9 protein-coding genes and 1 pseudogene are annotated in these 11,409 nt (G+C 72.8%); 8 read left to right on the top strand and 2 right to left on the bottom strand.

The features are described 5' to 3' along the window. Positions 1-185 precede the first annotated feature (185 nt). The 3 genes and pseudogenes from ACH4PU_RS28080 to ACH4PU_RS28070 form a co-directional block, all read left to right on the top strand. Positions 186-1,220: a serine/threonine protein kinase gene (locus ACH4PU_RS28080; RefSeq protein ID WP_398277805.1), complete on the top strand. Its 1,035-nt coding sequence runs from the start codon at positions 186-188 to the stop codon at positions 1,218-1,220. After that, positions 1,220-3,496 (top strand): PQQ-binding-like beta-propeller repeat protein, encoded by a 2,277-nt coding sequence (locus ACH4PU_RS28075; RefSeq protein ID WP_398277802.1) that lies wholly within the window; start codon positions 1,220-1,222, stop codon positions 3,494-3,496. The genes ACH4PU_RS28080 and ACH4PU_RS28075 overlap by 1 nt, the downstream gene beginning before the upstream one ends. A gap of 46 nt (positions 3,497-3,542) precedes the next feature. Beyond that, a pseudogene (locus ACH4PU_RS28070) lies at positions 3,543-4,186 on the top strand (serine/threonine-protein kinase); the annotation flags it as partial. 44 nt (positions 4,187-4,230) lie between these two features. On the opposite strand, the gene ACH4PU_RS28065 reads toward ACH4PU_RS28070, so the two are convergent. Next, the gene (locus ACH4PU_RS28065; RefSeq protein ID WP_398277799.1) at positions 4,231-5,064 is read right to left on the bottom strand and encodes a hypothetical protein; all 834 of its coding nucleotides are present in this window, start codon (positions 5,062-5,064) and stop codon (positions 4,231-4,233) included. Then, complete coding sequence (eccE, locus tag ACH4PU_RS28060) at positions 5,064-6,326, bottom strand: type VII secretion protein EccE (RefSeq protein ID WP_398277796.1); 1,263 nt, start codon at positions 6,324-6,326, stop codon at positions 5,064-5,066. The genes ACH4PU_RS28065 and eccE overlap by 1 nt, the downstream gene beginning before the upstream one ends. Positions 6,327-6,667: 341 nt before the next feature. Here eccE and eccB point away from each other — a divergent pair, with 341 nt between their 5' ends. The 5 genes from eccB (at position 6,668) to ACH4PU_RS28035 (ending at position 10,976) form a co-directional block, all read left to right on the top strand. Beyond that, complete coding sequence (gene eccB, locus ACH4PU_RS28055; protein ID WP_398277793.1) at positions 6,668-8,209, top strand: type VII secretion protein EccB; 1,542 nt, start codon at positions 6,668-6,670, stop codon at positions 8,207-8,209. Positions 8,210-8,234: 25 nt separating this feature from the next. Then, positions 8,235-9,494: a type VII secretion-associated serine protease mycosin gene (mycP, locus tag ACH4PU_RS28050; protein ID WP_398277790.1), complete on the top strand. Its 1,260-nt coding sequence runs from the start codon at positions 8,235-8,237 to the stop codon at positions 9,492-9,494. A 184-nt stretch (positions 9,495-9,678) separates the two neighbouring features. Then, positions 9,679-10,035 carry a WXG100 family type VII secretion target gene (locus ACH4PU_RS28045; RefSeq protein WP_398277787.1) on the top strand — a complete coding sequence of 119 codons (357 nt, stop codon included), beginning with the start codon at positions 9,679-9,681 and terminating at the stop codon, positions 10,033-10,035. A 41-nt stretch (positions 10,036-10,076) separates the two neighbouring features. After that, positions 10,077-10,358, top strand: a complete 282-nt coding sequence (locus tag ACH4PU_RS28040; protein WP_398277784.1) for a WXG100 family type VII secretion target — start codon at positions 10,077-10,079, stop codon at positions 10,356-10,358. Positions 10,359-10,481: 123 nt separating this feature from the next. After that, positions 10,482-10,976 carry a hypothetical protein gene (locus tag ACH4PU_RS28035; RefSeq protein WP_398277781.1) on the top strand — a complete coding sequence of 165 codons (495 nt, stop codon included), beginning with the start codon at positions 10,482-10,484 and terminating at the stop codon, positions 10,974-10,976. Positions 10,977-11,409: the final 433 nt, after the last annotated feature.

Here is an 11,409-nt window from a genome sequence, read left to right as displayed (position 1 = left end):
CCTGATATCGCCGCCGGAGCCCCCGTCACCACCCGGGCGTCCGGCCCGTGTCCGGGCCGGACGGGCGCATGAGTAGGCTCCTGTGTCCGTCTGTCGTACTCGCGTACGGCAGTCATCTGTGCTCGTCATCCATACGCATGCCGTCCCCCGGGAGGGGACGAAGGGGACCGAGGGAAGGGGCCGGAATGGAACCGTCGCGTCCGGGCGACCCGGAGCGGATCGGCCCGTACGCGGTGCTGGGCCGGCTCGACGCCCTGGCGGGCGGTGGTCTGACGGTCGGTGCCCTGGCGGGCGCTGTCCCCGCCGCGGCGCACCGGTTCGTCGCGCGGTCCCGGGACGGCGACCGCACGGTGATCCTCACCACGCCTCCGCATGGCACCGACCCGGACCGCTTCCGGGCCGAGGCGGAGGCCGCCCGGCGGCTGTTCGGCCCCTGGACGGCCGTGGTGGACGAGGTGGGAGCGGAAGGGGAGGCAAGCGGGGGAACCGCGGGCGGTAACTCCCTCCCCTGGTACACCACCCCGTACCTCCCCGCCCTCCCGCTGCCCGCCGCGCTCGCCGCGCACGGTGGTCCGCTGCCCGAACGGACCGTCCGCGCGCTCGGCACCGCCCTCGCCGAGGCCCTGGCGGCGGTGCACGCGACGGGCGCGGCGCATGCGGGAGTCTCCCCGACGGCCGTCCTGCTGACGTCCGACGGCCCGCGCCTCACGGGTTACGGCGCGGTGCGCGCCGCGGCCCCGGCGGGACCGGACGGCACCGGACCCGTCGGCCCGGCCCCGGGCACGGTGCCCCCCGAACAGCTCGCCGGGGCACGGCCCGAGCCGCCCGGCGACGTCTTCGCCCTGGGCGCGGTCCTGGCCTGCGCGGCGACGGGACACACCGTCCCGGAGCGCGACGAACTCCCCGAGGGCCTGCGCGCCCTCGTCTCCGCCTGCCTCGCCCGCGACCCCGCCCACCGCCCGTCGGTCCGCCGGCTGCTGGACGAACTCCCGGGCACCGCGCCCGGTTTCGGCCCTCCGCCCGTCATGGCCGGTCCGCCGCGGGCCACCGTGGTGGACGGCGGTCCCAGCCGGGCGGCCGCGCTCCTGGGCCCCGGCTGGCTGCCGGCCCGGGCGGTCGCCGCGCTCGTCCGGCAGTCAGCCGCCGTCCTCGCCGCGCAACCGCCGCCTCCGGCCGTATCACTCCACCCGTCCCTCTCACCCCACAGCGGACCGTTCTGATGCCCCTGCCCCTCCACCACGATGACCCCCGGCAGCTCGGCCCCTACCGGCTCGTCGCCCGGCTGGGCGGTGGCGGCATGGGCACCGTGTACCTGGCCCGTTCCGCGGGCGGCCGGACGGTCGCGCTCAAGGCCGTGCACCCCCGGTTCGCGTCCGACGAGGCGTTCCGCACCCGGTTCCGGCTGGAGTCCGACGCCGCCCGGGTGATCGGCGGGGAGTACGGGGCCGGGGTCGTCGACGCCGACCCGTTCGCGCCCCGGCCCTGGCTGGCCACCGAGTACGTACTGGGCCCGCCCCTGGACGAGGCCGTCGAGCTGTGTGGCCCGCTCCCCGAGCGGACGGTACGGGCGCTCGGCGCCGTACTGTGCCGCGCACTCGGCCAGTTGCACCGCTCCGACGTCGTCCACCGCGACCTCAAGCCGTCCAACGTCCTCGTCACCGCCACCGGCCCGAAGATCATCGACTTCGGGGTGGCGCGGGCGCTCGGCGACGACCGGCTGACCCGGCTCGGCACGGCCGCCGGCACCCCCGCCTACATGTCACCCGAACAGGCGGCGGGCACCGAGCACACCTCCGCGGGCGACGTGTTCGCCCTCGCCGGCGTCCTCGTCTTCGCGGCGACCGGCCGCGCCCCGTTCGGCGGCGGCCAGGCCGCGGACCTCCTCTACCGGGTGCGCTACGCGGCCCCCGACCTGACCGGCCTGCCCCCGGCCCTCACCCCCGTACTGTCCCGCTGCCTGGACAAGGACCCGACCCGTCGCCCCGGCACGGCCGAACTGTCCGCGCTGCTGGCCGGGACGGAGGCGGGCAGGGAGGACGACGCGGAGGCATTCCCCGCTGCGGGGAGAACCCCCTCCGCGGAGAGATGGCCCACCGCGGAGGGCTTCCCCACCGCCCTCACCGACACCCTCCTCGCCGAGATCGCCCGCCGCTCCACCGAGGTCTGGCGCCACCAGCCGCACCGCCTGCCCCCACCCCCGGACCAGGCCGCCACCTCGACCGCCACCGGCCCCCGCCCCGCCCTCTCCCGCCGCCGCCTCCTCGGCATCGCCGGCGGCTCGACCCTGGGCGTGGCGGCGGCCGGCGCGGGCGGCTGGCTCTGGTGGAACAACCGCAAGCACACCGACACCCCCGGCCCCACCCACTTCGCCCGCCCCGCCAACATCCCCGACGGCGTCACCTGGTGGGCCCGCCTCGACAAGGCGGACGGCGGCCGTCCGCCCCTTGCCGTCGGCGACCGCGTGGCCGTACACGGGGGACCGGGCCTGGTGGCCTACGATGCGAAGACCGGCGGCAAGCGATGGACCGCCACGGCGGTCAAGGAGTCCTACGAGTTCACGGCGGACGGCGAACGCGTCTACAGCTACGCGCCGGACGGCCAGCGCACCACGGGCTTGAAGGTCTACAGCGTCTCGGAAACCGGTGGTCTGGAATACGCCGCGGGCCCGTTCGACGACCTTTCCTCGGCGACCGCTCACGCCGAACCCCTGACCGCCGCCGACGGAGTGGTCTACCTGGCCGCCGACAAGGCAGGCGACCGCAACGGCGACTCCTGGTGTCTTCTCGCCGTCGACACCAGGACGGGCAAAGGACTCTGGCGTCAGCCTCTCGGGGACCACAGCCCGGGCGGCTCGACGGACAGGATCGTGGCCGGCGTCGCCGGCCGCCACCTGGTGTACGCCCGGCCCATGCGTTTCGCACGCAAGAACCTCCTGGTCTGCCACCGGCTCTCCGACGGCCGGCGGGAGTGGGACCGGGAGATGCCGAGGCAGCGGCTCGACGATGCCTTCCTGGATGTCGGGAAGCTGGCACTCGACGACCGGCGCGTCTACTTCACCGGGGAGGAAGTGGTCGCCGTCGACCTGGCCGACGGCACGCCGGCGTGGACGTTCGGCGAGGGCCGGCCCAAGGGCGACGTCCCCGCGGAAACCAGCCCCTACGGCCCGGCGACGGTCAAGGACGGCGTCGTGTACGCGGCGGAGGGCACGCGCGGCATCGTCGCCCTGTCCGCGGACACCGGGAAGCTGCTGTGGGAGACGCCTTTTCCCGGTATGCCGCCCGGCCTCATGCCGCCGGTGGCCGGCCGGAAGTACGTGTACGTCGCCGCGACGGACGGTGCGCGCGACCAGATCCGGGCGGTCGATCTGCGCACCCATCGGATCGCCTGGTCGATGGACGTCCCGGGACGGATCGGCGCTGCGCCCGTCGCCCATGAGCGGGCAGGCCGTCTTGTCTGGACGTCCGGCGACTACGTGTGCGCCCGGCCGCTCGAATAGCGCTCCGCCCTCTCCCGGCGCCACCTGTGAAAGGAATTCTCCGACCGTGAAGCCACTCGCCGCCGGTGACCCGATCCGCCTCGGTCCGCACCGGATCCTCGGAGTCCTCGGGGAAGGCGGCATGGGCAAGGTCTACCTCGGCGGGACGACGCCGGCCGGACCATCGCCATCAAGGTGCTTCTTCCGGAGCTGGCTCACGACCCGCACATGTCCCGGCGCTTCGCCCGCGAGGCGCGGGCCGCGCAGGCGGTGACCAGCCCGGGCGTCGCCCGCGTGCTCGGCGCCTGGACGGAGGGTGAACGGCCCTGGATCGCCACCGAGTACCTGGCCGGTCCGACGCTGGACGAGATGGCCGAACGGCTGGGCCCCTTGGACGAGACGGCTGTACGCGCTCTGGGAGCGGCCCTCGCCCGCACGCTCCAGGACATCCATACCGCCGGTCTCGTCCACCGTGACCTCAAGCCCGCCGACATCGTCCTGACCTCCGCCGGCCCGCGCGTCATCGACTTCGGCATCGCCCGCCCCGAATACGGCCTCACCCTCACCGCCACCGGAACGAGCCCCGTCACCCCCGGCTACGGCCCGCCCGAGCAGGTGCTCGGGCTGCGTGTGGGTCCGCCGGGCGACGTCTTCGCCCTGGGCGCGGTCCTCGCTTACGCGGCGACCGGCCGCCGCGCGTACGACAGTGCCGGAACACGGCCCGGGCGCAATGCCGTTCCCGGCGACCGACCCGCTTACTCCAACCGCCGCGCCGCCCCCAACAACCCCGCCTCCGGGTCCGTCGGCCGGGTGGTGACGTACGTCCGGGACGAGCGGGTGCACCACAGGGTGACGCCGTCGGGGAGGGTGGAGAGGGACTCCACGTCCTCCCGGGGCAGGTTCATGGTGCGGCCGATCGCGACGGCCTCCTCGGGGGCGACCCGCTGGACGCCGACGAGGTCCGCCTGGGACATCAGGCGCGCGGTCGTGGGGCCGGGGTAGGGGAGCAGGGTCAGTACCGGCTGCCAGGGGGCGGAGCGGACGCGGCCGAGCGGCGGGCGTATGCCGCAGTCGCGGACGATGAGGACGGGGCTCGGCACCGAGGGGCCCTGCGGGGGTACGCGGCCCACGTCGTGCAGGGTGATGGACTGCTGGCCGGTGTTGGCGGCCTGCGCGAGCGCTGTCCACAGCTGCGGGCGTCCGCTCTCCACGGCGACCCGTGCGCCCGTGCCCACCGCGCGCAGCGCGATGACCTGCGCCGTCCACGCGCCGCCCACCAGGACCACGTCGAACGCGGCCGGGCGGACCAGCCCCAGCACGGCCGGGGCGCCCTGGGCGTCCGTACCGACGACCACACCGTCGTCACCGACCGGAAGGCCGAGCTCCGCGAAGCGGTCGGGATCCAGCTCGTGCCGCTCGCGGCGGGGGCCGAGCAGCCCGAAGCCGGGCGCCGGGCGCCGGGCCGGGGTGCGGCCGGCGGCTGCCGGGGAGACCGGGGCTGCCGGGGAGGCCGGCGGCGGGACGGACGGGGAACCGGCCGGCGCGGCCGGGTCCCGGCGTGCCCGCGTCGTTCTCGACAACAGACCCATCAGCGCGTCCCTCCCAGCGGCAGCGTGGCGAGGAGGCCCGGCGCCTGCTCGTGGTCCAGCCGGACGAGCCCGACCTTCACCCCGCGCGCCGTCCGCTCCAGCTCCCGCCGGACGTCGCCCAGTTCGTCGGCGCTGCGCCCGCACACCCGTATGTGCCCGGTGACCGTCGGCACATGTCCGCCGTCCTGGGCGCGCCCGCGGCCGAGCGTCAGGCTCAGCGTCGTCGACAGCGCGGGCAAGGACGTCAGCAGCGCCGCCAGCTGCGGCAGCGACGCCGCCCCGGAGCCCAACTGCGGCCAGCGGCCCACCCAGTAGGAGGTGTGCCAGCGGTCGTCGCACCGCCACGTCCGGGACGTCTCGGCGGTCCGCCGCGCGCCCGTACCCGAACGGCTCGCCTGCGCCGTGGCGGCCGGGTTGACGTTCGCCGCGGTCGACAGGGCCGACGCCAGCTCCTCCTCCGCGAGCAGCACCGCCCGGAAGCCGGCGCTCCGCAGCCGGCTCGCCAGCTGGTCCGCCGCGCGCAGCACACATCGCCGCGCCCCCCGGACACCACCGCCCCGGGCCGCGACGGCCTCCGGGCACAGCTCCGGGTCGAGTTTGAGCGCCACCCAGGTCATCCGGACCGCGGGGGCACCCGTCAGCGCCTGCAGCGGCGCGTAGTTCCGCGCGGCCAGCGCCTGGGCGGACAGATGAGGGGCGGGCGCCGGCAGCGCGCTCTGCACCACCTGCACCGACTCCAGCCGGACGTCCGCCGTGTCCAGCGCGTCCCGCAACAGACCGAGCGGCAGCGCCTTCTCGACCCGCAGGGGGCGCAGCGGCTCGTCCACCGCCTCGACCTGGAGGACGACGGTCACGAACGTCCCGTCGCCCACCACGCCTATGTGCCGGCCCTCGCGGTCCGTGAACGACTCCACGCGCAGCGCCGGTTCGCACTCGACGAGCGGGGCCAGGGCGGGCGCGACATCGGGGGAGGCCGGCGCGCCGGTGGCACCGCGCGTACGGCGGCGCAGCGCGAGGACCGCGCCCAGCCACTCCGGCACCGGCCGCTGCCGCCGCCGCGCGAGCGCCAACGCCGCGAGGACGACGGCCACTCCGCCGGCGGGGGCGGTCAGCAGCGGGTCGACGGCGTACCCCACGAGCACCAGCGCCGCCGCCACCTCCAGCAGCACGAGCTGCTGCAGCCGCACCGGGCCCAGCCGGCCCGGCCCGGACCGCCTGCGCACCACCGTGGCCTGCTGCGCCGATCGCGCCGCGGACGCCATACCCGCGCACCCCCCTCATCCTCGTCGGAACACTCATCGGAAACGTGCCGGCACATCCACCGGAATCGCGCCGGAACACGCGCCGGAACGCGTGCCGGATCGTCCTAAGAACCGCCCCCGCCACGGGCGCGGACCGGCCGCCGCGGACCCGGGCCCGCGCGACGATCGCACCCGGACGGCGGAACCGGATCGTCAACAGGCATAGTAGGGGGCCGGTCTGACAACGCGGACCGAGGGCAGGTCCGACCAGCGGGTCCGGCCGGTTCCGACGGCCGGCCCGGCGGCGGGCCCGGACGGAACCCGGCGAACGGAACCCGGCGACGGGGGGAGTACTTCGGCACATGGCAACACGGCGGGACGAGCTCAACGCCTACACCTTCGCGCGCAAGCGCATGGTCGCCGCGTTCCTGCAGCCCTCGGCGGCGGGGACGGACGAGGCGGCCCCGCGCCCGGTGCGTGCGATCCTGCCCGGAATCGTCGTCGGGGCGCTCGTCCTGGCGGGCTTCGGCGGCTGGGGCATCTTCAAGCCCAAGGCGCCGGCCGGCTGGTCGGAGCCCGGGGCCCACGTCATCGTGGGCAGCAAGTCGACCACCCGGTACGTCGTCCTCAAGACCGACGGCACCAAGCGGCTGCACCCGGTCCTCAACTTCTCCTCCGCGAAACTCCTCCTGAAGCCCGAGAAGTCCTCGGTGATAAAGGTCGACGAGGGCGAGCTCGACAACGGGAAGATCCAGCGCGGCCCCACCCTCGGCATCCCGTACGCCCCCGACCGGCTGCCCGCGCCCGAGGACGCCGGCAAGGAGAAGAGCTGGGCCGTCTGCGAACAGCCGGGCAGCGGGGGCAAAACGGTGCAGAAGGCCGTGTTCCTCCTGGCCTCCCGCGACGCGGCGAAGGTCGCCGGCAGCGGGAAACTGCGCGACGGCCAGGCCCTGTACGTCGAGGGGCCCACCGGTGACCGCTACCTCGTCGACCCGGGCGGCACCAAGCACCTCGTCGGCCTGCCCGACGGCGACCAACCGTCCCCCCGCGACCAGGTGCTGCGCCGCTCGCTGTTCAGCGAGGGCGCCCGCCCGCAGAAGGTCGACAAGGAGTGGCTGGGCACCCTGCACGAGGGCACGCCCATCACCTTCCCCCGGCTCCCCGGCCGGATCGGCGCCCCGGCGGGCGTCGGCAGCCTCGACCCGCGGCTCAACCGGGTCGGCACCGTCATCCGCGCCGTCGCCGGCAAGGGCATGCAGCACTACGTGGTGCTCCCGGGCCAGGTGGCGCCCGTCTCCGACCTCGTCGCCCGGCTGCTGCTCACCAGCCCGGACGCGGTGGTGCTGCACCAGAACGCGCGGGCGGAGGAGGTCGGTCCGCAGTCCTTCACCTCGTCCCCCGAGTGGTTCTACGGCCAGTACGGCTGGCCGGGGCTCGTCCCCACCCAGGTCAACGACGCGGGCACCGGCGTCCGTACGGTCTGCAACGTGATGCACGGCGTGGACGGCAAGGGCGTGCCCCAGCTGACCACCTGGGCCGGCGCCAAGTACCCCGCCGAGATCGTGGACGGCGCGACCAGCGCCTACGTCACCCCGGGCAGCGGCCTGCTCTACCGCCAGATCAACGGCTCGTCCACGAGCGTCGGTTCGCTCTTCCTGGTGACCGACACCGGACTGCGGTACGCGGTGCAGACGAACAACGACAGCAGCGCGGGCCGCTCGGGCATCGGTGACGACGACAAGCCGAAGACGCCGGAGGAGCTGGCGAAGCAGGCCAACGAGGCGCAGATCCGGCTCGGGTACAAGGACGTCAAGCCGGTGCCGGTGCCGGACAACTGGTCCGCCTTCCTGCCCAAGGGACCGCGGCTGGACGTCAACAGCGCCGGCCAGCCGCAGAGCTCGTGAGGGGGGCCGTTCGATGACGGTTGCGATGACGGTACGGAGAACGGCCGCGGCGTCGGCCATGGTCATGGCCACGGTTCTGACGGCGGCGGGCACGGGCGCGGCGGCGGCCGGACCGCGCGCCTCGGCTCCGGGTGCGCTGGTCCTGAACGGCAACGGCGAGTGCACCTTCCCGATGAAGCAGCAGATATCGGGCATGCCGTGGGCCCTGCAGCGAGTCGTCTTCGACCGGCTCTGGCAGGACACCAAGGGCAAGGGCGTCCGGGTGGCCGTCATCGACACCGGCGTCGACATCGACAACCCCCAGCTGACCCCGGCCGTCGACCGGTCCGCGGGCCTGGACCTGCTGCCCAAGGACAAGAACGCCCCGCAGGAGAAGGGCGCGCGCACCGACGGCACCACCGACCCGGTCGGCCACGGCACGAAGGTCGCGGGCATCATCGCCGCCCGCCCGCGCGAGGGCACGGGCTTCGTCGGACTCGCCCCCGAGGCCACGATCCTGCCCATCCGGCAGAACGACGAGAAGGGCACCGGCACCGAGCGCACGCTCGCCACCGCCATCCGGCACGCGATCAGCCGGCACGCCCGCGTCATCAACATCTCGCAGGACACGGCGAAACCGCTGCACGCCGACTCGGATCTCGCCCAGGCCGTCCGGGAGGCCCTGAACGAGGACATCGTCGTGGTCGCCTCGGCGGGCAACGACGGGCTCCAGGGCAAGGTGAGGAAAACGTACCCGGCGGCATATCCGGGCGTACTCGCCGTGGCCGCCTCCGACCGCAACAATGAACGCGCCGCCTTTTCCCAGACGGGCGATTTCGTCGGAGTGGCCGCGCCCGGCGTCGAAATGGTCTCCACCGTGCCGAAGGGCGGCCAATGCGTGGACAGCGGAACGAGTTTCTCGGCGCCGTACGTCGCCGGAATCGCGGCGCTTCTCCGCGCGAAACACCCGAACTGGAAACAGCATCAGGTCGTCGCCCAGATCGAGCAGACCGCGGAAAGGGCCGTCAAGGGCCGTGACGACTTCGTCGGCTGGGGCGTGGCCGATCCGGTGCGCGCGCTCACCGAGGACGAACACCCCATCGACGCCCCGGTGGCCGACCGCGCCGTCTCGGCCGGCCGTGCCGTACCGAAAGCGGCCCCGCTCACCATCGGCGAAACGCCGCGCGAACGTGACGAACGCTTCGCCACGTACGCACTGATAACGGCGGGTGTTCTCATCGCGGCGGTCGCGGGAACGGCAGTGGCGCTGCGGGATCGGCGACGACGTGGTGGACGGCTTGGTTGATGTCTGGACCAATGACCCTCGCACTCGTGTGACATGAGTGCGCGAACTCACGTCAAAGGCATACCGGTTGGACGCCCTCGTGTGAGTGGCTAGAGTGGCAGCCGACAACTGCGGTCCGATGCAAAGGGGGAGCCGTTCTCAGGGCTCCCGCAGGACATCCGATTCATGGGGGGTAGGTGTAACGATGGCCGACCTTCGGCTTGAAGTAGGAGACCTCGATCAGCTGGTCAAGGATCTGGGGACCATGCACGACACGCTCGAGGCCAAGATCAACAGCCTCAAGGGCGTCGTCGCCACCGTGCAGGGCGGCTGGAAGGGCGAGGCGGCGTCCGCGTACCACACCCTCCAGGAGCGCGTGAACGAGGACACGCGCCGGCTGAAGGAGCTGCTGGCCTTCACCAAGGACGCGATGCAGTCGAGCCGTCAGGGCTTCGACCAGGAGGAGCAGGACCGCCTCAACAGCTTCAAGGGCGTGGGCGAAGGCGGCACCCACGGCATGGGCGGCGGCGTCACCGGCGTCCTGGGCAGGTTCCACGGCTGACCGCCGCTTCCCGCTTCCGCATCGCGTCAGGAGACAGTTTCATGGAAATCAAGTACGGCACCGTCGTCGAGGCGTCGAACTCGGTCAAGTCGGCGGCCAACAACATCAAGAGCGAGCTGGACTCGCTCGACGCCCGCGTCGAGGCACAGGTCGCCAAGTGGGACGGTGAGACCCGGCAGGCCTTCCACTCCCGCCACAAGGGCTGGAAGACCAACGTGGACGACATGCACCAGACCCTGCTGAAGATCTCGAGCCTCCTCATGGAGGCCACGGACGGCTACCAGGCCAACGACAAGCGCCAGGCGGCCCGCTTCGGCCACTGAGCCGTCCTCGCACTCGTTCTCCGTCCGTGGGCGCGGATGCGGCCGGTTGTCCGCAGACCGCGCCCTCGGGCGTTTCCAACAGACTTCATCGTGCATGCACTTTCACCAACAGGGGGCTGACTCATGGGATCCGGGGATCCGGCACAGCACGGCGGGGGCGGTGGCAGTCCGTCGGATCTGGATGTGGGGGACGAGGACAACCTCCAGGGCCTGAAAAAGCGTGTGGACCGCCTCCTCGGCAAACTGGACAAGTCGGCGGCTTCGCACAAGCACATCGCCGACCAGAAGGTCAGCAAGGAAGCGTTCGGAAGCTTCGACGAGGCAGAGGCCCTGTCGAAGGAGTACGACAGGATCCATGAGCGGTTGGAACTCCTGTCCCAGATGCTGGGTGACCAACTGGAGGCCATGAGCCTCGCGGTGGGCATGGCGGACCGTGACTACAAGAATGTTGATCACGAGCACGCGCGACGGCTCGCCGAAATCCAGAAGCGATCCATCGCCAACTGGGAAAAGCAGCAGAAGCTGAAGCAGCAGGACGAGCAGAACAAGCACAGAAAGCCCGGAGACCACTCCGGGCAGGGCGGAGGCGAGGAATCCTCCGACCAGGCCACGCCGTGATGCGGGGGGAGGCACAGTATGAGTGACGGGTCCACGAGTGTGGAGTCGCTGTCCTACGAGACCATCTACTACTCCTTTATCCGAGCCAAGGGCCAGGAGTTGAGCGCCAAGGGCAACGCCCTGAAGGACGCCAAGGAGGAGATCGAAAGTATCGGCCACGAGCTGAAGGGACACGTCGGCCGAACGGAGTGGAAGGGCGAGGGGGGCGATGCCTTCCGCGACTGGGGTGACACTTTCGCGAAGCAGATCATCAAACTGGCCCACGTCGCCGGAGTGACCGGCGCGGAGATGGCTGATGCCGGCAGCGACCTCCAGACGGCTGTCAAGCACGTCTCGGACACTCCAGTCGATGCCGTTGCGCAATGCTATGCGGATGCGGACAAGGAAAAGGCCCGCATGAAGACGGTGGAGGCCAAGCGCGAAAAGGTCATGC

Source organism: Streptomyces sp. NPDC021100 (genome assembly GCF_044333095.1).
Lineage (GTDB): Bacteria > Actinomycetota > Actinomycetes > Streptomycetales > Streptomycetaceae > Streptomyces.
Note: the sequence above shows the minus strand (reverse complement) of the source record. Positions and strands in the feature narration are given on the sequence as shown.

Bases quoted from the DNA above. Each gene is read 5' to 3' on its own strand.
- ACH4PU_RS28035 (WP_398277781.1), top strand. From the start codon at position 10,482: ATGGGATCCGGGGATCCGGCACAGCACGGCGGGGGCGGTGGCAGTCCG.
- ACH4PU_RS28080 (WP_398277805.1), top strand. From the start codon at position 186: ATGGAACCGTCGCGTCCGGGCGACCCGGAGCGGATCGGCCCGTACGCG.
- ACH4PU_RS28075 (WP_398277802.1), top strand. From the start codon at position 1,220: ATGCCCCTGCCCCTCCACCACGATGACCCCCGGCAGCTCGGCCCCTAC.
- ACH4PU_RS28065 (WP_398277799.1), bottom strand. From the start codon at position 5,064: ATGGGTCTGTTGTCGAGAACGACGCGGGCACGCCGGGACCCGGCCGCG.
- eccE (WP_398277796.1), bottom strand. From the start codon at position 6,326: ATGGCGTCCGCGGCGCGATCGGCGCAGCAGGCCACGGTGGTGCGCAGG.
- mycP (WP_398277790.1), top strand. From the start codon at position 8,235: ATGACGGTACGGAGAACGGCCGCGGCGTCGGCCATGGTCATGGCCACG.
- ACH4PU_RS28045 (WP_398277787.1), top strand. From the start codon at position 9,679: ATGGCCGACCTTCGGCTTGAAGTAGGAGACCTCGATCAGCTGGTCAAG.
- eccB (WP_398277793.1), top strand. From the start codon at position 6,668: ATGGCAACACGGCGGGACGAGCTCAACGCCTACACCTTCGCGCGCAAG.
- ACH4PU_RS28040 (WP_398277784.1), top strand. From the start codon at position 10,077: ATGGAAATCAAGTACGGCACCGTCGTCGAGGCGTCGAACTCGGTCAAG.